Genomic DNA, 24,275 nt, shown 5'->3' on the forward strand with positions numbered 1-24,275 from the left:
GATTTTGTAAATCCGTTCAATTACCTACAACATACCTTTCAAATACTTTTCTTAAAAAAACCTGCATTAAACAATGTAATGCAATAATATATTCATATACAGACTAAATAAGCACATTTCCCTTCATTTCATTTCGAGAAAAAAGCTTCTTTAAAAAGTCTTGGACACAAGCCTAAAAGTGAATTCACCATTTTATTAGGGAATTGACTTTTAGGCTTAAGTCCGCTTGATAGGAATTCCATATCTGCATGGATGCCACTTCCTGTCTATTTGAATTTCACAATCTATTTCACTCACTTCCCAAACCCTCACAGGTACACTTTTTTTGCCAGTAAAACAACAACATTCATTCTTAGCTGACAGCACTTTAATCCCTATTTTTTATCTAAAAGGTAGCAATCAAATTGAACGTCACCGAAAACTCCCAGTTCAAAGACTTGTTCGCAAATAGACAATTTTGTTTCTGAGTCAAATCTCGTTTGATTCATTCTTTCTGCATCAGCAATGTAAACTATCCACATTCGCAAATCAATTATATCTTGATTTTCGTATAGAATTTTTGCAATTTTCAAATCAGGCTCTGACGCCTTTATTAAAAACGTCCATTTTACAAATCCAGCCATTTGAGCTATGACATGTTGAGCCTTCATTAGAGTAAAATTTTCTTCATCAAGGTTGAAATCGTAAATAACTAATTCGATATCGAAATGTTTTGGCTCAAATTCATATGACAATTCACCAAGTTCATTGTTAAAGACAAGTTTTCTAGTTTTAAAATCTCTGTGTAAGTTTTTAGATTGAAGTTTAAAGAAATCAATAGTTTTCATAATATAATCCGTTGTTCAAAGATTATTATCCAAGAGATTGTGCGTTCGTATACTGTGTCGGATAATAAGCCTTGAGGGTTTATATTATCTATTATGGTCGATGAAATCTTTGCACGAACGAGCAGGCATACCATAAACACCTTTTCAAATTTAAACATTTTGTTCTAATTTATTTCCAGACAGAAATTTTTTTTCACAATATTGGCCATTTAGCATTTTCCCACTCCATTCCGTTTCCCTGCATTCCGGGAAAAGAGCTTCACTAAAACAGTCTTGGACACAAGCCTAAAAGTGAATTTATCCTTTTAGTAGGGAATTAACTTTTAGGCTTAAGTCCGCTTGATAGGAATTCCATATCTGCATGGATGCCATTTCCTGTCGGGTTGAAATTTCACAACCCATTTAATCTACTCTCCGAGTGCTCACTGGGACACTTTTTTTGCCAGCAAAACAACAACATTCATTCTTGGCTGACGGCATAAAGCCAGAGCTCGTGCCTCGCTCTTTTTTATACGTCCTGCCAAGCCTGAATATTGAACTCCATCAAGCATCAAAAAAAGGTAACAGCTCACAGCTCTATGGGAAGTAAATCAAATCATCGGATCATGAAATCATATCAAACCATACAAAAAGGAAGCAGCATCCAAAAAATCAAAAAAGGAAAACGCTTCAGATATAATAAGTAAATCAATTATTAATTTTTAAATATTTTATTATGAGTACACTAAAAAACAAAGTACAGTTAATCGGACACGTTGGACAAGACCCAACCATTACACAACTTGACAACAAAAAAGTAGTCGCCCAATTCTCTTTGGCTACAAACGACAACTTCAAGAACGCCAGAGGCGAGAAAAAGGAAGAAACCGATTGGCACAGTATCGTGGCATGGGGCAAGGTTGCCACCATCATAGAAAAGTATGTTGGCAAGGGCACAAAGATAGGCATCGAGGGCAAACTTAAACAACGCTCCTATGAGACCGAAGCAGGTGAAAAACGCCATTATACGGAAGTCGTAGCAAATGAAATATTGCTTTTGGATGCTAAAACTACAAATTCCAAAACTGAATAACATTTAAAAATAAAGAGGGCAGTCTCGTCGAAAAGTATTGCCCTCTTTTCATTATTAATCCTAAACAGAAAAACAATGAACAGCAAAGTTAACGAAATAAGAATTAGTTACCGAGAAAAATTAAGTGTGGCATTAGCCCCTGTCATTAAAAGTTCAGAGGATGCAGCAAGTATCATCTATAAGAATTGGGATATAGACACCATTGGATTGCACGAATCTTTTAAAGTCTTGTTATTGAACAACTCCAATAAAATTAAGGGTATTTATCAATTGTCCTTTGGGGGTATTACAGGTACATTGGTAGATATCCGTATCCTGTTTGCCATTATCCTAAAGACACTTTCTGTTGGTGTTATTTTGGTACACAACCACCCAAGTGGTAAACTAAAACCCAGTGAACAGGATAGACAACTCACGGAAAAAATAAAGAACGCTTCCAAGCTGTTTGACGTGAAGGTACTTGACCATTTAATATTGGCTCCTGATGGAAGTTATTATAGTTTTGCCGATGAAGGTATTTTATAATTTAAAACGAGAACCATGATTTATTTGAATTATAACAACCTCGATGCATACACCCAAGACCTTTTGCTTTCGGTATCAAAGGAAGATGTCGAAAGTAAAATTGGGGATGATTTGAAACAATACGCCAAAGAGCACCATGTGGATTATGATACACTATTGGACGAAGAAGCTATCAAAAATTTGTACACCTATCAATACGTGTTCAATATTTAATTAATGCTAAAATAAAATGCAAATTGACCTTTTGACTTTCAAAGGGTCTTTTTGTTTGCAGATTTCCCAAGCCTATTTTGAAAATCTGACGTCCAAATTGGCAACATCTCCAAAAATCATTTTCTATGATACCAAAACGAGCCATTTGTGACCATTCCATGTTTGAATATTTAACCCCAAACAGATAACTTTAAAATAGCTGAAATGCCCAAAAAAGCAACTGACCTTTCGACTGTCGCTCAAGACAGGCTTTTAGTCAGGTTGTTTGGAATTTCGTCACGCTTTTGCGTGACGAAATGGAAGAGCAAGAGGGTAACACGTTTCACGATGTTACTTTGTTTGTTTTTGGTGCAATCCCTTTTGAATAAAGGGATTGTAAGGATTTTGGATTTTGGCACAAAATGTGTCATTGGGTCAAAACCCTTGTGACCGACCATAAACACTGAAAAAAAATGACCCAATTGAATTCATATCCAAAAAATGGACAACTTTTATACCATACGATTTAAACGAACCACAGCCAAACGGTTCAAACGGTTTTCAAGGACGGTTTCCAAATCCTATTCGGAATCTATGGAACTCATGATCCATTTTTTTGAGTGGCACGGGTTTCTGCCATCGGATCAATTTGGAAAAAGCATCATCCAGGAAATCACCAAAAACAGAAAACGTACAGAAGCCAGCATTGCCATCATCAAGGACATTGAAAAGCACCAGACCAAACCTACCAATATCATGTTGCAATCTTTATTGGAAGAAACGGACGCTATTGAAAAAGAGGAAGAGGGCATCCACGATTTTGGCACACCAACACTCATCACTGAAAATGAAGAACTCATTTATTACAGAAACAAATATGCCGACAACAAAAAGCATTACAATGATCTGAAAACCCAAATGGAAATGCTAATCCAAAAGACCAGCTATATCAAAGGCAGTTTTGGAAAAGGATATTATCGCTTGGACATCACCAAAGCCGAATTTGAAAATTTAAAACAACAATTAAACCATGTACATCACCATAACACCACAAAAACTAGGAGCTAGTTACATGCAAAGTGTTTCTGATTTTGTGGCCTATCTGGAAAAGGAAAACGACGGAAAATCCATGGAGGAGATGGAACACTTTTTTAACCAGTACGGTGAGGAAATATCCAATACCGAGGTCATTCGTGACATTGATAAAAACACGTCCAAACTTAAAAAGACCGAGCCTAGGTTTTACTCCATAACCGTCAACCCAAGTACCTATGAGCTCAAGCGATTACAAAATAGCAGGGAAGATTTGAAACGCTACACCCGAGCACTCATGACCGAATATGCCAAAGCCTTTAATCGAGAGATCGATGGCAAGCCTGTGACGGTAAATGATATAAAATACTATGCCAAGATTGAACATGAGCGCACCTATAAAGGTACGGACAAGGCCATTAAGGAAAATGCGCCCTATCATGGTAAAATCTTAAGCTTAAAGAATGACATCCAGCAAATTAAAAGTGGCAAGCTGACAGGAAATATTAAAGCGAAACTAAACCAGATCAAGCAACTTGAAAAAGACGCACCCCATAAAATAAATGGACAATATATAAAACAGGGCATGGCCAAGGAAGGATCACAATCCCATATCCATATCATCGTCAGTCGAAAGGATGCATCCAACAGGTTCAGTTTGTCCCCTGGAAGCAAATACAAAGCCTCTGAAGTAGAGATGAACGGAAAAATAGTCAAACGGGGATTTGATAGGGATTCATTTTTTTCAGCTTCAGAAAAAACCTTTGACAAACTGTTTACCTACAGACGCAATTATGTCGAGACCTACCAAGCCAGGAAACTACTCATTAAAGACCCTAAAACCTATTATGCCAGTATTATGGGCCTACCGACCAATGAGCGTGCCATAGCTTTTAAACTTATCAGCAAAACAGGCATAAACACGACACTGATGAACATCCCAACAAACAAAGTGCAATTGGTGCTTAAAGGCATCAAGCAATTAAAACGAGGCACAGAACGTGCGATTCAATCGGGATCTATAGGGATATGATAGCAAACATTTTACATATTATAAGTATAGATATAGGTTTTGCACTTGTGTTTTTAGTGATCTTTAAATGCTTGAAAAAGGCATTTTTTATTAATCTTATAGTGCTGGTACTAATAAGCTGTATTTTTTGGAAGTTGAATCCGAATGCTATCATCATATACACACTAACTATTGGGATTCCAATATTATTTATAAACACGGTCTTATATGTATATATGGATAATGACGGGAATCCTAAAACCAATAAAAAATACCAAGTCCATTTTAAGTTAAAACGCAACACGTTTAAGATTGACAATGTAAGACGAGGAGTGTCCATCATTGGATCGGCTGGAAGTGGAAAGACAGAAAGCGTCATTTATAATTTCTTGCAACATTTCAGCAAGCATGCCTTTAGTGGTATTATACATGACTATAAGGATTTTGAACTCACGGAAATTGCTTACCCACTTTTTAAGGACAGGAACATAGATTTTTATATCATTGCATTTGATGAGATTCATTATTGCGTGAATCCCATTGCCCCAAGATACATTCCCAATGAAGAAAGTGTCAATGCTCTATCTAAAGTCCTTATTGAAAATCTATTGGAGCAAAACTTATCCGATGTTTCAGGTAGCTCCAAGTTTTTTACCGATGCCGTAGAAGGCCTTTTGAGTGGGCTTATTTGGAAGCTAAAGACAAGCCACCCCAACTACTGTACCCTGCCCCATGTTATTGCCTTGTTTCAATATATTAACACTAAAAACCTGGTTGCCTTTTTGAGTTCTGATTTAACTTCCAGGTCCATGGCAAGTGCCTTTATCAATGGTATAGAATCCGAAAAGCAAACGGCAGGTGTTAAAAGTACCCTAGCCAATGCCTTTAAAAAAATAAGTTCCCAAAAAATATTTATGGCTTTATCCAAAGATGAAGTGCCCCTGGATATCAATAACAAATCCAATCGAGCGGTTATTTCAATAGTCAATAACCCGAAATATGACGATGTGTATTCCCCTATTATAGCAACTATCATGCACACCATGATCAAGCAAATGAGTGTACGCCATCAAGAGTCGTCATTTATTTTAATGGAAGAAGCCCCAACTATTAAACTTCTCAATATGCACCGCATTCCGGCAACCTTAAGAAGCTATGATATAGCCACCATTTATGTGATGCAGGATAAAATTCAAAATGACATGCTGTATGGGGACAAGGCCAGTAAAGCCATTTTAAGCAATCTGTCCTATCAATTTTTTGGTAAGGTGAATGATCCAGATACCGCCAAATATTATGAACGATTTTTTGAGATCGTAAAGGCACAAACCACAAGTGTCAATCAAGGGCATAATCTCAATTTTGATACCAGAATTACCAAAGGCGAGAAAGAAGTTTCAAAACGTCGTGCTGATGTATTTTTTAGATTAAAACTGGGTGAGTTTATTACATTTTCCGATGGGAAGGACCAAAAAGTACAGTTTAAATTACAGCATATTCAAAAGCAAATTCCTAAACCCACAACCCCTTTTTCGAATGATGATATTCAAATAAACTTCAAGCGGATACATCGGGAGGCGCAATCTATATTTGGAAATTAAGTCTTTATTTACAATACCTAAGGAATTATCATAACCAATTAAAATTCAGTTATATAATATCTCTTTAAGCAGTGCTAATTTTAGCATCTTTTGGAAGTTTCAATTTTTTTATTATACCTTTAAGCCACATTCAACTCCATTTTACGAATTTCAACAGTGGAAAAAAAGACGGTATATAAGCACTTTAATTTTCAGGGAAATGAACAACATCATAAAGCTTCAGTTCCTGACGAAAAAAACATGCTTATGACCGATTTGCAGTTATGGCAAGAATTCCAATCCGGTAGTGAATCGGCGTTTGCCAACATGTATAAATCACATGTATCATTGTTGTACAGCTATGGGCTTAAACTTGTTTACGATAAGGAGCTGGTTAAGGATTCGATACAAGACCTTTTTATAGAAATATGGGATGCCAAAGAAAAGTTGGCAAAAGTAAAATCGATCAAGGCTTATCTTTATAAAGCATTACGCCGTAAATTAATTTCCAAAGCTTCAAAGGAAAGAAAGAAATTTGATAAAAATCAAGACTTGAACAGTCTGAATACAGAAATACCTTCCACAGAAATTAGTCTTATCGAGAAACAGCAATTTGATGCCAAGAGAAAAGCTTTGGAAAAAGCAATATCTTCACTTTCCAATAAGCAACGGGAAATCATCCATTTAAAGTTTTATGGGCGATTAAGCTATTCAGAGATTTCCGAGATTATGTCCTTGGATAAAAAAGGCACCTATAATTTAATGGCACGGACCATTCAGATTTTAAAAGACCTTTTGGTTTCAATCGTTCTGTTAATCTTATTGTTCTCTGTTCTTTAAGCTATTTTTTTTTAATTAAATTGCTTTCCCTTCATTATTTTCAATAAATCCACCATTTTTCAAAATATTTTTTCAACTGTTAAGGCCTTAAAACTCAGTGCTTTTTAATTTTCATTAAAAAAAGTTAAGTTTTTATGAAGTAAAAATGAAATTTTCTTCTCTTAACTATAAAGAGCCTGATTTCAATATTAGATTCTGAATTGAAAAGCAATTAAAAACAGCAGATGAAATACGTTCATTATACGGTTGAAGATTTTGTAAAGGATGAATACTTTCAAAAATGGATTTTGGATACAGACAGCATGACTTCTAATTTTTGGAATAATTGGATGGCGAAACATCCTGAAAAGAAAGCAACCATAGAGGAAGCTAAAAAACTCATTCTTTTGTTGGGTTTTGATAGCGACAAACTTTCTAGTACTGATTTTGATACGATGTGGCAACACATTATTGAAAAAAGAAATATTAAACCAGTTGCACCGCAAATACTACCAAACAGAAAAACTAGAAGCTTGTATTGGAAATATGCAGCTGCCGCTTCTGTACTTTTAATAGTAGCACTTACAGTATTTCTTAATAAAGAAAACGATTCACCTCAATTTATAGAACCCATTATTGTTAATAACCAAATTACAACGGGTATAGATAAGGCGACCCTAACATTAGAGAATGGAGAGGAAGTAACTTTAGTAAAAGGAACGTCCTTTCAAACTCCAAACGCGGCGAGTAATGGTGAAGAGATTATATATAAAGCAGGAGAGCATTATACAGGTGAAATTGCCTATAATTACTTGACCATCCCAAGAGGTGGACAGCATAAAATCACTTTAGCTGATGGCACCCAAGTATGGTTAAATTCAGAATCTCAATTAAAATACCCAATAGCATTTGTTAAAGGCGAGACGAGACAAGTAGAGCTCGTTTACGGTGAAGCTTATTTTGATGTCTCACCAAGTACAGAACATAGAGGTTCAAAATTTAAGGTGTTTAATAGTGGTCAGGAAGTAGAAGTATTGGGTACAGAATTCAACATTAAAGCTTATAAGGATGAAGCTAATATATACACCACACTTGTCGAAGGTAAAGTTGAAGTTACAGCAGGCAATACGAGCAAAATATTAGCACCTTCTCAACAATCTAATTTAAATACAGTTTCCAATAATATGAGTATTCAAGAGGTAAGTGTACGTTCTCATATATCTTGGAAAGAGGGATTATTCATGTTCAAGGACAGATCATTAAAAGACATTATGTCTACATTATCTCGTTGGTACGATATGGATGTGGTTTTCGCAGACCAAACTTTAGAAGCTATACCATTCAACGGAGCATTATATAAAGACCAAAGCATTATAGATATCCTAAACGATATCAAAAACTTCGGAGTCATCAAAAACTACGAAATCAATAATAAAACCATAACACTTAAGTAATGAAACGAAAAACATAAAAGTAAAGTAATACGGCCTACATTTTAATTCTGTAGAAAAAAAAGCCAACAGGTAGCGATGGCTGCGGAGCATTGCCAAGTGTAACGGTTGCAATGCGCACGATAAACTGTTGGAGCCGATTTTTCAAGAATTAAAATTAAGCCTAGATTTTTTGAATACTTTTTCATCAATGGAAAAAGTATTGAATAAAAAGAAAGTATAAAAAAAAGAGAGCGAAGTTCAAACATTTCGACCCGTTAAAACTTCAACTCCCTAAAAAGTGAAAACTAAACTAATGTCTAATTAGGACCGAACGTTAAGAAAACATCCAGTGGATGTTTTTAGTGAAGGAGACAGATGGCGCGCTGGGGTATTATTTTAGTTAATCAAAGAACACGATCAAATATAAATTAATTAAAACCAGAACAATAATATGAAATAACAAAATACTAAAGAAAAAGGAGGACACAGTCTATACCTGGAAAGTTCAAACTGTTAATCCCCCCTATAGCATTATTAACTAATTAAATGATTAACTAACTAATAATACACAAATTTATGGAAATTAAATCAATTAAAATCCATGCAATCCCTATAAAAATAGGAATCAGCAAACGGATACTATTAATGATTATGAGAACATTCATTTTCTTACTCTGCACAACGGTCTTCAGTTTAAATACTGATATCACTAATGCACAAGAAAAAGTTAAAATCGACCAAGACAAAGTCATGACTGTCGATGAGGTGTTCGATATGATTATCGACCAAACTAAATACAGTTTTTTGTATCCTACAAACTTATTCAAGGACGCACCAAAAGTAGATGTAAGAAAAGGAGTGGTAACGGTTAGTAAGTTACTGCAACAAACATTGCCGAAAGGCAAATTTAATGTCATATTAGGTGCCGATAACCGCATTACTATAAAGGAGAGAAGTAAACTCCAACAACGCCAAGTCTCTGGTAAAGTAACTGACGAAGCAGGTATGCCACTAGCAGGAGTAACAGTACAGGTAAAAGGCACTACCAGAGGTGTAGCTTCAAATTTTGATGGCACATATAACATTACAGTAGCCGATGCAGCTAATGTATTAATGTTCTCATCTATAGGCTATACAACACAAGAAATAGTGGTTGGAGCGCAAACAACTATAAATGTTGTTATGAAAGAAGAGATTAGCCAGTTAGATGCCGTAACCATTAACGCCGGGTATTATAATGTTACCGAACGAGAGCGTACAGGAAGTATTGCTAAAATAACTGCCAAAACCATAGAAAAGCAACCTGTAAACAATCCTTTGGCTGCAATGCAAGGCCAACTACCAGGTGTAAATATTACCCAAACCACAGGAGTTCCTGGTGCGGGTTTTAATATCGAAATCCGCGGACGTAACAGTATAAACTTGGGTTCAGACCCTCTATTTCTTGTAGATGGGGTGCCTTATGGTTCTGAATCATTGGGATCATTGTCTGTGGATCAAGGACTAGGAATTATTCCTGGAGGGAACATAAGCCCTTTAAATGCTATTAGTTCAGGAGATATTGAGAGTATTGAGGTCTTAAAGGATGCAGATGCTACAGCCATTTATGGATCTCGTGGTGCCAACGGAGTAGTACTGATCACCACCAAAAAGGGCAAGGCTGGAAAAACAAAGATTAGTGTTAATTTGAGTAATAGTTTTGGACAGGTAACTCGCATGTTGGATTTAATGAACACCGAGCAGTATTTAGAAATGCGTTTCGAAGCCTATGCCAATGATGGTAGAACACCTAGTTCAAGAAATTATGATGTCAATGGTACTTGGGATCAGACCCGCTATACTGATTGGCAAGAAGAACTTATTGGAGGTACAGCCTACCGTAACAATGCTCAATTGTCATTTTCTGGAGGCTCTTCCCAAACACAATTTTTAGTGAGTGGTACCTATCATGATGAAACCACAGTTTTTCCAGGAGATTCAAAATATAATAAAGTATCCATACACAGTAATATTGGTCACCAATCAGTTGATAACCGTCTAAAATTAAATACATCAATTAATTATACAGCTGAAGATAACCAGCTTCCTACTTCTGATTTAACTAGAATAGCCACTACATTAGAACCTAATGCGCCTGCACTCTACGATGAAGAGGGAAACTTAAATTGGGAGAATGGAACGTTTAACAATCCTTTGGCCGATTTAGAAAGCGATTTGCGGGCACAAACTTATAGCTTAAATGCAAATACAATGCTATCTTATCGATTACTGCCTAATCTAGATTTGAAAACAAACCTAGGTTATAATGATGTTCGTTTGGAATCTTTTAACACACTTCCAAGTACCCGAAATTCTCCTTTCACTGCCAATGGTCTACTTCTCGATCCGAGTTTCTCAATCATTACTGTAAATAACACAACCCGTCGATCTTGGATCATAGAACCACAAATTAATTGGCAGCAGCATTGGGGAGATGTTAGCTTAAACATATTATTGGGCTCTACTTTTCAACAGCAAACCTCTCAACAGTTAGTTCAGCGAGGAATAGGTTTTTCAAGCAATATTTTAATACATGATTTGAAATCGGCTACTACTACGTCAATTGTTACGGATGAAGAAAGCCAATATAACTATCAAGCAGTTTTTGGAAGAGTAAATTTTAACTGGAAGGACAAATATATCCTAAATTTAACGGGGCGTAGGGATGGCTCCTCTCGTTTTGGGCCTGGGAGACAATTTGGAAACTTTGGAGCTATAGGTGGAGCTTGGATTTTTTCAGGCGAAAACTTTTTAAAGGATAATTCGTATTTAAGTTTTGGAAAACTTCGAGCCAGCTATGGCATAACTGGTAGTGATAATGTTCCTGATTATGCATTTTTAGATACGTATAGTACAACTACGAATAATTATGATGGAGTTTCAGGACTCAACCCTACAAGACTATTCAATCCCATTTTTGGGTGGGAAGAAAACAAAAAGTTGGAAGCTGCTTTAGAATTAGGATTTTTAAAAGATCGAATCTTTCTTTCGGCATCCTGGTATCGTAACCGATCTTCTAACCAGCTGGTTGGTATTCCCTTACCCACAACCACAGGCTTCAACACTTTAACAGCGAATTTTGATGCAACGGTAGAAAATAAAGGCTTTGAGATTGATGTACGTACTACAAATATTAAGAAGGACAAGTTTAAATGGAGTACAACCTTTAATATCTCGGCAAATAGAAACAAATTATTAAGATTTGATGGGCTGGAAAATTCAACCTTTGCCAACACTCTAGAGGTTGGTCAACCATTGGACATTAGAAAGTTGTACCGCCTTACTGGCGTAGATCCAGATACGGGTGTGTACCAGTTTGAAGATTTTAATGATGACGGAATTATCAATGCATCTGATGACCGTCAAGTGATTAAAGACCTTACTCCAAAGTTTTTTGGTGGTTTGGGGAACACTTTAACTTATAAAAATTTACGATTGAATTTTTTCTTCCAGTTCAAAAAACAAGAAGGAACAAATTATATTTTAGGTTCACAAAAACCTGGAACGAGATCCAATCAGTATGTAGGCGTATTGGATCGTTGGCAGCAACCAGGAGATATGGGGCCAACTCAAATATATAGCCAAAGTTCAAGTGCCAATCGACCAGCCAATACGGCTTTTAGTAATTATACAAGTAGTGATGCCATAATTACCAATGCCTCTTTTATTCGTTTGCGTAATGTATCCTTGACCTATACAATTCCAAAAAATATAATTTCTAACATAGACGCCAGTGTTTACTTGCAAGGGCAAAACCTGATTACAATTACCAATTATAAAGGCTATGATCCAGAACAACTCTTTAGTGTAAGTTTGCCTCCCCTTCGGCAATTTACTTTAGGATTAAATTTAAGCTTTTAACCTTAACATGTATTATGATGAAACTTAAAAAAATAATAATAGATATTAAAGAGCTTCAAATCTCTTACTCAACGTATAGATCAAAAGCAATGAAGTTATTTTGCTTACCATTAATACTAATCTTTTTAAACGCTTGTACAGATTTTGTAGAAGTAGATCTTCCAAAAAACCAATTAACAGCAAAGGCATTATTTGAAGATGTATCAACGGCAACGGCTGCTCTTGCAAATATCTATGCCCAAATGCGCGATGCTGGATTAGTGTCTGGTGGTATATTAGATGAGAATATGGGTTTATATGCAGATGAACTAGATTATATTTCTACTGCAGATGAACAACATTTTTATAACCATAGTATTTTACCCGCCAACGGAACTGTAACTGGTTGGTGGGACCGTACCTATAGTCTTATCTATGCAGCTAATGCGGTTGTGGAAGGGGTAGAGAATTCCGTTTCTTTACCTTTGAAGGATAAAAATCAGTTGATGGGTGAAGGCTTATTTATTAGAGCTTATCTTCATAGCTTACTGGTCGAACTTTATGGTCCTATTCCCTACATCTCCACTACAGATTATATAACCAATACGACGGTGGAGCGTATGTCAATTGATCTGGTATATGAACAAGTTATTGCAGATTTAATCCTAGCTAAAAGTTTATTAGATGAAGATATCACTGGTGAACGGGTACGTCCATATAATATGACAGCAACTGCCTTATTGGCACGTATTTATTTATATACCCAGCAATGGGAGGCTGCAGAAATTACTGCCAGTGAGGTTATTAATGCTACGACATGGGAACCAGATCTAGACAAAGTGTTTTTAAAGAATTCCTCTGGGAGTATCTGGCAATTTAAACCCGATCCAAACGGTGCTATTAAGAATACTTACGAGGGAAATGTTTTTGTTGTTTTACCAACATCAGGTACTGATTTTTCAGCCTTGACCAATGCCTTATTAGGGGCATTTGAAACAGATGATCAACGTTTATCTCAATGGACAAATAGTGTAATAGTCGACTCTAACACTTGGTATTACCCCTATAAATACAAAGAAAGATTAGACAACACTAGTTCGTTGGAATATTCTGTGTTATTCCGTTTGGCAGAACAATATTTAATCCGTGCAGAGGCAAGAGCGCAATTAGGAGATACCTCTGGAGCACAGTCAGATTTGAATATGATTAGAACCAGAGCAGGATTACCCAATACAACGGCATCAACTACAAACGATTTGTTGGATGCCGTTCTCCAAGAAAGACGAGTAGAGTTATTTACAGAAAAGGGTCACCGTTGGTTTGATTTAAAACGACTAGGAAAGGCTAATGAGGTTATAAGTGCTATTAAACCAGGTTGGCAAGCAGGCGATATTTTACTACCCATTCCTGAATCCGCAATTTTAATCAATCCTAATTTGCTGCCACAAAACGATGGGTACTAGCATGACGAATGCTCTTCCTGTCTTTCATTGCTAAATAATTCATTTAAAAATTTTAGCCAGAGCATGGAAGTAACGTGTTAGAGATGAATAACTTAAAATTAAACAAACAGATCAAAGAAAGAAAAGGGTTTGATGTTAATAATGATTAAAAAAAATATGATAAAAATGAATAGAGTAAAACTAAACGATCTTAAATTAAGCATGTTAATAATGCTTATGTTGTCTTGTTTTATCAACAACATACATGCACAAAAACCTTCAGACAGCTCTAAAGCAACAAAAATACAAGCAGATATAGATTGGAAGAAATTCAATAGTGCAAAAGATAATTTACTATATGGTAGAGAAGAAATGGATGCTTATTATAATGGCACTTTCCTTATTAGGAAAAAAATTGAAGATAAAAATCGCAAAAAACATGTACAGATGGCAGAAGCGTTTTTGGATAGATATCCACGACATAAACATTATGACGATGTTATGACTTGGCTCATTGGTGCCGAAAGTTCTTACCCTTATTTCCTCCCTGAAAAAATATCAGATAGTTTAACACAGTATTTAAATGTGAAATTGGATACATTGCCAAAATCTGAAAGGCAATCCAAATTATATAGCCTAATACGTGCCCTACCTGTGGATGAGCTGGCTAGAGCAAAACATTCAAAAAAAGGGTTTGATTTAGTTACAAACATACTTACCTCCAATGCATCGATAGAGCGTAAATACAAAGCAGAATTTATGCTATTTTGTCGTGACCTTGTAACAGCTAGTAGAATATATAACGTTTTACCAAAAAACAATGAAAAACTAGAGGTAGAGTATTGGAAGCAATTTGAAATCCAATTCTGGGACTCATTTCGATTGCGTATGGAAGCACTTATGAATAAATACGGAACCTTGGAAGTAATGGCTAATGATATCAAAAGATGTTTGGAGTATATAGAAAAAAAATCATCGGCAGCAGGAGGTGTCCTTTGGGGCTACTTCTTTGAGAAAACGGGGTATAACAACCCAAATACCAGCCAATTAGGTATTAAAACGTTACATAAGTTTATAGCTGATAATATATCGGCTAGAGAGGCATTAAAACAAGCTGATGCTACCAAGCCATTTGACATGGCGTTTACAGCTATGGATGGTACAAGAGTAGACCTCGCCAAAATGCGAGGTAAAGTGGTGTTGATTGATTTTTGGACAACTTGGTGTGCTCCCTGCATTAAAGAAATGCCTCATGTAAAGGCAATGTATGATAAATACCGTAAACAAGGTTTTGAAGTTATTGGGATAGTAGCAGATGGTGCTGGTAACCAAAGCAGAGTATCAGAGATCCTTATAAAAACGGGAGCCAATTGGCCACTACATTTGGAAGGGGGAACGAATACATCTATAAGTTTTATCTCATTATATAAAATCAGATCATACCCTACTGTATGGCTATTAAATAAAGAAGGAATCATAGTCGATAAAGAAGCAAGAGGTGAAAAATTAGAGCCTTTGATCCGTAAGCATTTGGGGTTAGATTAAATAGTAAAACACTAAAATATGCTAATCCAAGAAAAGAACATAATCACGATTCCACCTAAAGTTAGAAATTGCAAACTTATTATTGGTTTGCCAATCAATAATAAGTTTAATCCAATAATATGAAAAATAATAAAATAATAAAAAATAAACTGTTTTTTTTAACGCTGGCTATAGCAATTATTGCTTGCAAGGAAGAACCAAAAAATTACGTCACGCTTTCTGGTAAGATTACAGATAAAATTAGTGATTCATTAGTTATTAAAAAGTCTTCATATTTTAAAACTATTAAAATAAATGAAGATGGGACTTTTAGCGATACATTAAAAGTTAAAGACGGAAATAATATTTTATTTATTGATGGAAAATCATACGATATTATTCTTAAAAATGGCTATGATTTGAATCTATCATTTAATGCAAAAGAGGTTGAAAAAACCCTAAAATATTTTGGATTTGGTGCTAAAATAAATAATTATTATTTAGAAAAATTGGCTATAATAAAAGAAGATAGGAGTATGTATCCTCCTATTTTCATGAAGGAAGATGCTAAAATTGAAATAAGAGAACTTCAAACTAAACTATTTGAATTAACGGAGAATATTAAAAATGTAGATTCAATATTTTACGTAAGTGAAAAAAGCAAAAATGAAAAAATAATTGAAAACAAGTTAAAAAACTATTATGAATATAAAGAAAGAGTCAAACATATAAATGCACAATTTACTGACCGTATTGGCAAACCATCCCCAACTTTTAAAAACTATGAAAACTATAAAGGAGGAACAGCCTCTCTGATTGATTTAAAAGGTAAATATCTTTATATAGATATTTGGAGTACTCAATGTCCCCCTTGTATAAAAGAATTTCCTTTCCTTAAAGAGATCGAAGGTAAATATCATGGTAATAAACAGATTGAATTTGTAAGCATTTCTGTCGATAAAGCAGATAGAAAAGAAGCTTGGAAAAAAATGATTGCAGAGAAAGGACTGGTAGGTATTCAATTATTATCAGATAAGGGATTTAAATCAGAATTTATTCAAGCATATGCAATCAAAAGTATTCCCCGCTTTATATTAATTGACCCTAATGGCAATATGGTTAGTGCTAACGCTCCAGCGCCTTCAAATCCTAAACTTATTGAGTTATTCAATGAGTTGGGAATATAATTTCATGCTACGCTATTGTTGCTGTTAAATTATAAAATAAGCATTCAGATTGTTTTGAAACAGGCGATTTTCTAAAAAAATATACATCATTAGATACTGTAGGCGAGTACTAATGGTCAATGAGTAGAAATTAAAAAGAATATTAATGAACATAAATAAAACCTATTTTAAGTTACTGATAATCACCCTTTTGTTATCAAGCTGTGGTAGTACAAAAGCCGTAATACCGTATAGTATAAACACAAATACATCTACAATTGTAGCCAAAAAAGAGATTCTAACAGAATTAGAATTTCAAGATTGGCCTTATGCCGATATATTTACAGATTCTATTCCAGGAATAAGCCTTGATAAAGCTAGTACGTTTCTTAAAGGTAAAAAAGTAACTCCAATCACTGTAGGAGTTATTGATTCTGGAGTTGATATTGAGCATAAAGACCTAACCCAATTTATTTGGCAAAATGATGATGAAATTCCAAACAATAAAAGGGATGATGACAACAATGGTTTTGTAGACGATGTAAATGGTTGGAATTTTTTAGGCAGTACCATTGGTAATAATATATATCCTGTGCAACTGGAACTCACCAGAATGGTTAAAAAGTACGAGTCAAAAACTTTAGATGAGATTATGGAAACTAATCAAAAGGATTATGACCTCTATCAGCAACAAAGAGAACTATTCAATCAAAAATCAACTAGGGTCAATGAGATCCATAACACCCTCATTCAGAAACTTGAAAAGACTCCCAACGATGAGAAACTAAAAAAAGCCCTGACTCATTTTGAATCTCAAAAGAAGTTTCATTATAATCTAGATTTTTCACCCCGAGAAATTATAGGAGATAATCCCGATGATTTATTTGACTCCAATTACGGTAACCCCAATGTTATTGGATTTAAAGACAAAGAATCACATGGCACACATGTAGCCGGTATCATAACTAGTGTGATAAGTAAAAGTGTAAAATCAGCAAATAAGAGTTTCAAGATAATGCCTATTCGTACGATTCCTAATGGCGATGAGTACGATAAGGATGTTGCCTTGGCCATTCGTTATGCGGTAGATAATGGTGCCAAGGTCATCAATATGAGCTTTGGCAAAGAGTATTCAGCACATCCAGATTGGGTGTATGACGCTATTGATTATGCCAAAAAACATGATGTGTTGTTAATTATGGGAGCAGGTAATAGGAGTAAAAATATGGATAATTCTACAAACTATCCAAATGACACCAAGAACAGTGACATTGAATTTGTGGATAATGTGCTCACAGTAGGTGCTATTACCCATGATTTTAATAAACAATTAGTGTCACAGTTTTCAAATTATGGCAAAAACAATGTGGATATTTTCGCACCAGGATCAAAGATATATTCCACAATTCCAGGTAATAAATACGATTTTATGGATGGGACGTCCATGGCAGCACCTATGGTAAGCGGCGTGGCTGCTTTGATACGTTCGTATTACCCAAAACTTACGGCAGGTCAAGTAAAACAGATCATCATGGATTCAGGAGTTAATGTTGATTTTAAAGTCAATGTTCCAGGGTGGGCCAATAAAGAACAATTGCTTAATGAACTATCAGTATCCGGTAACATTCTAAATGCGTATAACTCTTTATTACTAGCAGAAAATCGATCCAATGGCATTAAATAAATTAAATGCACCCATGAGAAAAACAATCATACTAGTTTTTAGTCTTTTTATAGGCCTGTCCATGTCCGCCCAAATTCTAGCCCCTGCAAAATGGCAGTGCAGCATATCAAAACAGGACATAAAGCAAGGAGAAGTTATAGAGCTTATTTTTAAAATCGAACTAGATGACACTTGGCATCTATATAGCAACATCCAAAATTACGAATTGGGTCCACTACCAGCGGTATTCAAGTTCCAACCCAAAGAAAGCTATCAACTTATAGGAGAGGTAAAACCCATAGGTTTTAAAGCAAAGTACGATGAGATTTTTGAGGTCAACGTTAACTATTTCGAACATACCGCAGAGTTTCGCCAAAAGGTAAAAATCCTATCCAAAAAGGCTGTCATTAAAGGGTATTACGAATATCAAGTATGCACTATGGTAGATGGCAAGTGCATCATGGGCGATGACGAGTTTCAGTTCACAATAAATACCATAGAATAATATGGCAGAACTATGGTCTTTTTTGATACTGGCTTTCACTTCAGGCCTTGCAGCATTGCTAACGCCTTGTGTATTCCCTATGATACCCTTAACTGTTAGCTTCTTTGGTTCAAAAAACTCTCCCCCTTTGGGGGGAGTACGCGAAGCGGGAGGGGGGTTAAAAAAAGCCCTATTATATGGCTTTTTCATCATCCTCATCTACGTAGTAGCTGGAACAATTGTAGCACGTATCAATGGCCCAGAATTTGCTAATTGGTTAAGCACCCATTGGCTTCCAAATGTTCTTTTCTTTGTCATTTTCCTACTGTTTGCACTGTCCTTTTTCGGCATGTTCGAACTGACATTACCCAACTCATGGGTTTCCAAAATGGATAGGTTAAGTGGTAAAAGTGGAGTGACCGGAATATTCTTCATGGCATTTACATTGGTACTGATATCATTTTCATGTACAGGTCCAATAGTGGGAAGTATACTGGTATTATCAGCAGGTGGAGAAATCATTAAGCCCATTGCAGGAATGTTTGCTTTTTCCTTGGCACTGGCATTGCCCTTTACATTGTTTGCGGCCTTCCCAAAATGGCTGGAAAAACTCCCAAGATCAGGCGGCTGGTTACAGGAGGTAAAAGTAGTGCTGGGCTTTTTGGAATTGGCTTTAGCCTTTAAATTCTTAAGTATCGCTGATCAGGTCTATCATTGGGGTATATTAAATAGAGAAGTCTATCTGGCATTGTGGATAGTTATTTTCACATTAATGGGCTTTTACCTTTTGGGCAAGATCAAACTACCTCACGACAGTGATAAAAAAACAACCAGCGTCCCAAAACTCATCATGGCCATCATAACCTTTGGGTTTGTGGTGTATTTGATACCCGGAATGATCGGCGCACCCTTAAAACCTTTATCTGGTTACCTACCACCACTCACATCACAAGACTTCAACTTGTCATTGCGAGAAGCTTCGACAGATGGAGAAGCGACGTGGCAATCTTCCAATAATGAGGATGTCACTTTGAGTAAGACAGCATCGAGCGGAGTCGAGATGAGGCAATCTCATAACTCCAATACCTCTAATCAAATCTCCTCCTCGGAGGAGTACCCGAAGGGGGAGGTGGGTAAATGTGAAGAACCAAAATATACCGACATGCTCCACTTACCTCACGGACTCACAGGCTACTTCGATCTGGAACAGGCCAAACTATGCGCCAAGGCCCAGAACAAACCCATTTTCATAGACTTCACAGGCCACGGCTGTGTCAACTGTAGGGCGATGGAAGCAAGGGTATGGAGCGATCCAAACGTATTAAGGATATTAAAAGAAGAGTATGTGGTAGTGGCATTGTACGTAGATGAAAAAACGGAACTCCCTGAAAAGGATTGGTATATATCAACCTATGATGGCAAAACAAAAAAGACGATCGGTAAACAAAACGCCGATTATCAGATAGTGGCATACAATAACAATGCCCAACCCTTCTATGTCCTCATGACACCGGAGGGAGAGCCATTGGTAAAACCAAAAGCCTACGATTTGGACATTGACAATTTTGTCAAGTTCCTAAAATCTGGCTTAAAGGAATATAATCGTTTAAATAAAAAAATAAAATAATGCAATGTCAAAAAAGGGAATGAACAATTATTCAAATTGATTTAGAAAAATAAAGTTGATTAATCTTAATTCTAGTTAAAAAATCATTCCCTTTAAGACTTTAAAATATAAAGATCAAAATAGTCATGTGTAAAAATAACATTAAACAGTAAAATTTTTCATAGTTATTTTTTTTGAATTAGTCATTCTCAAGCAGAATTATTTTGAGTTAGTCGCACGGCATCCTTTTAGTGGATTGGGTGCCGTGCTTTTAAATATTAATTGATAAAAGAGTAGTTTGTTTTTCATAGCAATTTCCCAGGCAGGTAACAGCGTTTGAGCAGTTGCAGCATGGGCGCTTTACAGTATAAAGTTGCCCATGTTTTTATTAAAGTTTATAAAGATTGTAAAAGGAAGTTCTAGAATATGCAATTATTACAACCAAAATATATTAAAATTGTTAAACACCAAGGAGTTAGGCTAGATTTGGAGCATTATTTTCAACAGTTTAGAAAAAATGTGGTGGGTGTTAACCAAACCTTCCAATCGCCTTATGGCTTGCAAAAAATCTTATATGCAGATTGGACAGCCAGTGGTAGGCTGTACACTCCAATAGAGGAATCTTTGTTGCATCAAATAGGGCCATTCGTGGCAAATACACATACAGAAACGTCCACAACAGGAGCAGCAATGACATTGGCTTACCATAAAGCCAGAAACATCATCAAACGTCATGTCAATGCACACGACGATTATGTATTAATGCTAGTAGGCACAGGTATGACTGGGGCAATCAATAAACTACAGCGCATATTGGGTTTAAAAGTCAACGAACATTTAAAGAAATACACACACATCCCAGAAGATAAACGCCCAATGGTATTTATTTCTCACATGGAACACCATTCCAATCATACATCATGGCTAGAGACTATTGCAGAGGTTAAGGTCATTCCCCATACAACAGAAGGCTTTATCAGTACCGATGCACTAGATAGACTTTTAAAATTAAGTCGCGACCGAAGGAATATAGTGGCCATAACCGCCTGTTCCAATGTAACTGGTATAAAAACACCTGTTCATGAAATAGCAGCAATTGCACACCTTAATGGAGCGATCTGTATAGCAGACTACGCCTGTAGTGCGCCTTATGTAGAGGTAAACATGCATCATAACCACTTGGCCAATTTAGATGCCATTGTGTTTTCGCCTCACAAGTTTTTGGGTGGACCCGGAACTCCAGGAATACTAATTTTTAATAAAAGCCTATATCAAAATCAAGTACCAGACCAACCAGGAGGAGGCACAGTCACATATACCAATCCTTGGGGCGATCGTGATTATTATAAAGACATCGAAGTTCGTGAAGATGGAGGCACACCAGGGTATCTTCAAACCATTAAGGCAGCTATGGCAATCCAGCTTAAAGAGAAAATGGGTGTGGAAAATATGTTGGATAGAGAACAAGAATTAAACAATATTGTTTTCAGAAGACTTTCCAACATCAATAATTTACACATACTTGCTGGAGAGCATAAAGATCGCTTGGGCATTTTTTCATTTTATATAGATGATGCCCATTACAATCTTGTTGTAAGATTATTAAATGATCGTTTTGGTATTCAAACTAGAGGTGGCTGTTCTTGTGCAGGTACGTATGGTCATTACTTATTGAATGTCGATAAGGACACTTCAAAATCAATCGAACAAAAAATATTAAAAGGCTGCCTGTCAGACAGACCAGGATGGGTACGTATGTCCATTCACCCAACAATGACTAATCTGGAAGTAGAATTCATTTGTGATGCTATTGAAGAAGTTGCTATATATCACAGGAGATGGAGTTATGATTATAAATATGATGCCGTTAAAAATGAATATCAACACAAACGATTTAAAAACCCGGAACTTGAAATAGTAAAACCATGGTTTAATTAAGAAGTAATCAGATACAATGAAAAAGCTATTGTCCGCTATATTAAGTCTACTGTTTGGCTTTACCACATCTGCACAAAATCAAGATAACGATCATACCGAATGGCGCTTTGCGGTCAAGAAAACAAGCTCCAATACATACAATGTTCATATAACAGCCTTAATAGAACAACCATGGCGTATATATACCAAACTCTTAAACATTCCTGATAGTGAACTTTGTACCATAACATTCGACCATAACGCATTCATCATATTATCAGATGCAATAAAAGAAGTAGGTGTCCCCATTGAAAAGTTTGACAATGCTATAAAGGAAGAGGCAAGATATTATAAAACTGCGGTCAATTTTATACAAAAAGTAACACTTATTGTAGATGAACCCGTAACATTACATGGTACTATCGAGTATATTATTGGTGACGGTATAGACAAAGTAGAAACACATAAAAAAGAATTTAAAATTACAATCAATGAGTAAGCACATTTACAGTAGATATAATTCTGTAAAAGTTAAGAACAATAAAGATTGTAGATGACACTAAATGATTGATATGCAATATATTTATTAAGAAAGCACGGATATAAAAATAAACTATAATTTTTTGAGGGATTGAATTATTAATAGCAAGTAGACCATAGCAGCCCCTAATGCCCTGGTTGCTCTCACGGGACATATACTAATCTAAAAACAGTAGCTATTGAAAACCTACAGCACCCTTATAAAAAACCTTGAAGCGCAACTCAAGGAACTAGAAACGGTCCAAGATGATAGCTTGGACAACTTGAAAGAAGGCATCAAACTAACGGAAACGGTATTAGCACAATTAAAAAACGACGTTTTGGAAAATGGATTCAAGACAAAGGGCGATGAAATCACATTTTTCAAGACCATAAAACCAAAGGTGCATGGAAAGCTGATTTATTTCATTAAACGGTTTCAGATTGAGACCAAATGTCCAATAGGGAGCAGAAAACTACAGATAAAATATTTTGAGAGAGCCATAGAGCATCTGCAAAAGTATTTCCATGACCATTTGGAATTTTACCAATATCATTGCTGTGGTGCCACACATCTGGATACACATTATTATGTGCGTACCTACAATAACTACCTGCATACACAAGCGCCCTATTGTTTCTTTGACCATCGTTTTTCAACGAGCCATGACAGCATCCTGGCAACGATCATGTCCAATGATGAACTTATAAATTATTTGTTGACCAAAATATCAATATTAAAAAGCAAAAGGACGATGGCTGAAATCTATAGGACAATGAAAAGAAAGCATAAACTTAAATGGACGGGCTCGAAGACCTCACTGGTGGAGCTGGGTATCTCCCTATGGCAAAGTGGCGACATTGACCATGGTAATACGCCCAAAAACGAAATCATGTCATTTCTTGGGGAGGTATTCGATATAGACTTGAGCGACCATGAGAACATGGCTTCCCGAATGAAAAACCGAGATGAGCCTACCAAATATTTAAACTATTTGTTGAAATGTTTTAACCGATGGATTCGGAGAAATGACGAGTAGAGAAATGTATATATAGTGCCTAGTAGGCATTTTGCTTATACGGGATAAATTATGTTCATTGACATCTATTTTTAATTCTAGTTGGGCTTATTTGATTCCCTTTGTTGGTATGGGGCCAACAAAAAATAATTTAGCCTAGTAGGCATTATATAGGCGATTTATCCCAGAATAATGCTTCAGATTTGTAAAACGAAAGCTAAATCAGTACAAGCCGTCATTTAAAAAATAAAACCTTGGCGGCTTTTACCTTAAATCGTTTTATATGGCAGCAACAATTATTACAACGGAAGACCTCTATGAGTTCAAAATGGAACTTTTGGAGGAGATCAAGCAACTACTCCAATACCAATCAGGCCATGTTCAAAAGAAGTGGCTCAAGACCCATGAAGTCAGGGATATGCTAGGTGTTTCAATAGGGACATTACAAAACTTAAGAATTAAGGGAGTCTTGCCATATACCAAGGTCGGGAAAATATTATACTACGACTACCATGAGATCATGCAACTCTTGGAGAACAATAAGGTCAACAAAAACTATTAAAG

General features: G+C 35.9%; 20 protein-coding genes. 19 read left to right on the forward strand and 1 reads right to left on the reverse strand.

What is annotated here, in order from left to right; all coding sequences use genetic code 11:
* Positions 1-374 precede the first annotated feature (374 nt).
* Positions 375-827 (reverse strand): hypothetical protein, encoded by a 453-nt coding sequence (locus AC5SR4_RS11460; RefSeq protein WP_495356380.1) that lies wholly within the window; start codon positions 825-827, stop codon positions 375-377.
* A gap of 715 nt (positions 828-1,542) precedes the next feature.
* On the opposite strand from AC5SR4_RS11460, the gene AC5SR4_RS11465 reads away from it, so the two are divergent.
* The 19 genes from AC5SR4_RS11465 (at position 1,543) to AC5SR4_RS11555 (ending at position 24,273) form a co-directional block, all read left to right on the forward strand.
* Positions 1,543-1,899 (forward strand): single-stranded DNA-binding protein, encoded by a 357-nt coding sequence (locus AC5SR4_RS11465; RefSeq protein WP_495356381.1) that lies wholly within the window; start codon positions 1,543-1,545, stop codon positions 1,897-1,899.
* Between the two features lie 75 nt (positions 1,900-1,974).
* Positions 1,975-2,424: a JAB domain-containing protein gene (locus AC5SR4_RS11470; RefSeq protein ID WP_495356382.1), complete on the forward strand. Its 450-nt coding sequence runs from the start codon at positions 1,975-1,977 to the stop codon at positions 2,422-2,424.
* Between the two features lie 15 nt (positions 2,425-2,439).
* Positions 2,440-2,637, forward strand: coding sequence for a hypothetical protein (locus AC5SR4_RS11475; RefSeq protein ID WP_495356383.1), 198 nt, complete (start codon positions 2,440-2,442; stop codon positions 2,635-2,637).
* Positions 2,638-3,117: 480 nt separating this feature from the next.
* Positions 3,118-3,684 (forward strand): BfmA/BtgA family mobilization protein, encoded by a 567-nt coding sequence (locus AC5SR4_RS11480; RefSeq protein WP_495356384.1) that lies wholly within the window; start codon positions 3,118-3,120, stop codon positions 3,682-3,684.
* The gene (gene mobB, locus AC5SR4_RS11485; protein ID WP_495356385.1) at positions 3,647-4,681 is read left to right on the forward strand and encodes a MobB family relaxase; all 1,035 of its coding nucleotides are present in this window, start codon (positions 3,647-3,649) and stop codon (positions 4,679-4,681) included. Before AC5SR4_RS11480 ends, mobB begins: the two co-directional genes overlap by 38 nt.
* Positions 4,678-6,261 (forward strand): type IV secretory system conjugative DNA transfer family protein, encoded by a 1,584-nt coding sequence (locus tag AC5SR4_RS11490; protein ID WP_495356386.1) that lies wholly within the window; start codon positions 4,678-4,680, stop codon positions 6,259-6,261. Before mobB ends, AC5SR4_RS11490 begins: the two co-directional genes overlap by 4 nt.
* 156 nt (positions 6,262-6,417) lie before the next feature.
* Positions 6,418-7,080, forward strand: coding sequence for an RNA polymerase sigma factor (locus AC5SR4_RS11495; RefSeq protein ID WP_495356387.1), 663 nt, complete (start codon positions 6,418-6,420; stop codon positions 7,078-7,080).
* A gap of 224 nt (positions 7,081-7,304) precedes the next feature.
* On the forward strand, positions 7,305-8,513 hold the full coding sequence (locus tag AC5SR4_RS11500) for a FecR family protein (RefSeq protein WP_495356388.1): 1,209 nt from the start codon (positions 7,305-7,307) through the stop codon (positions 8,511-8,513).
* A 630-nt stretch (positions 8,514-9,143) separates the two neighbouring features.
* A complete protein-coding gene (locus tag AC5SR4_RS11505; RefSeq protein WP_495356389.1) occupies positions 9,144-12,392 on the forward strand; it encodes a SusC/RagA family TonB-linked outer membrane protein in 3,249 nt (1,082 codons plus the stop codon).
* A 14-nt stretch (positions 12,393-12,406) separates the two neighbouring features.
* Positions 12,407-13,834: a RagB/SusD family nutrient uptake outer membrane protein gene (locus tag AC5SR4_RS11510; RefSeq protein ID WP_495356390.1), complete on the forward strand. Its 1,428-nt coding sequence runs from the start codon at positions 12,407-12,409 to the stop codon at positions 13,832-13,834.
* Positions 13,835-13,999: 165 nt separating this feature from the next.
* Positions 14,000-15,358 carry a TlpA family protein disulfide reductase gene (locus AC5SR4_RS11515; RefSeq protein ID WP_495356391.1) on the forward strand — a complete coding sequence of 453 codons (1,359 nt, stop codon included), beginning with the start codon at positions 14,000-14,002 and terminating at the stop codon, positions 15,356-15,358.
* A gap of 119 nt (positions 15,359-15,477) precedes the next feature.
* Positions 15,478-16,524, forward strand: a complete 1,047-nt coding sequence (locus tag AC5SR4_RS11520) for a TlpA family protein disulfide reductase (RefSeq protein WP_495356392.1) — start codon at positions 15,478-15,480, stop codon at positions 16,522-16,524.
* Between the two features lie 145 nt (positions 16,525-16,669).
* On the forward strand, positions 16,670-18,187 hold the full coding sequence (locus AC5SR4_RS11525; protein WP_495356393.1) for a S8 family peptidase: 1,518 nt from the start codon (positions 16,670-16,672) through the stop codon (positions 18,185-18,187).
* A 13-nt stretch (positions 18,188-18,200) separates the two neighbouring features.
* The gene (locus AC5SR4_RS11530) at positions 18,201-18,671 is read left to right on the forward strand and encodes a protein-disulfide reductase DsbD domain-containing protein (protein ID WP_495356394.1); all 471 of its coding nucleotides are present in this window, start codon (positions 18,201-18,203) and stop codon (positions 18,669-18,671) included.
* A gap of 1 nt (position 18,672) precedes the next feature.
* Positions 18,673-20,277: a protein-disulfide reductase DsbD family protein gene (locus AC5SR4_RS11535; RefSeq protein WP_495356395.1), complete on the forward strand. Its 1,605-nt coding sequence runs from the start codon at positions 18,673-18,675 to the stop codon at positions 20,275-20,277.
* Positions 20,278-20,682: 405 nt separating this feature from the next.
* Complete coding sequence (locus AC5SR4_RS11540) at positions 20,683-22,194, forward strand: aminotransferase class V-fold PLP-dependent enzyme (protein ID WP_495356396.1); 1,512 nt, start codon at positions 20,683-20,685, stop codon at positions 22,192-22,194.
* 16 nt (positions 22,195-22,210) lie between these two features.
* Positions 22,211-22,672, forward strand: a complete 462-nt coding sequence (locus AC5SR4_RS11545) for a hypothetical protein (RefSeq protein WP_495356397.1) — start codon at positions 22,211-22,213, stop codon at positions 22,670-22,672.
* 220 nt (positions 22,673-22,892) lie between these two features.
* The gene (locus tag AC5SR4_RS11550; RefSeq protein ID WP_495356398.1) at positions 22,893-23,732 is read left to right on the forward strand and encodes an RteC domain-containing protein; all 840 of its coding nucleotides are present in this window, start codon (positions 22,893-22,895) and stop codon (positions 23,730-23,732) included.
* 262 nt (positions 23,733-23,994) lie between these two features.
* Positions 23,995-24,273, forward strand: a complete 279-nt coding sequence (locus AC5SR4_RS11555; RefSeq protein WP_495356399.1) for a helix-turn-helix domain-containing protein — start codon at positions 23,995-23,997, stop codon at positions 24,271-24,273.
* Positions 24,274-24,275 lie beyond the last annotated feature (2 nt).

The sequence above is a fragment of the Aestuariibaculum scopimerae genome, from assembly GCF_059428085.1.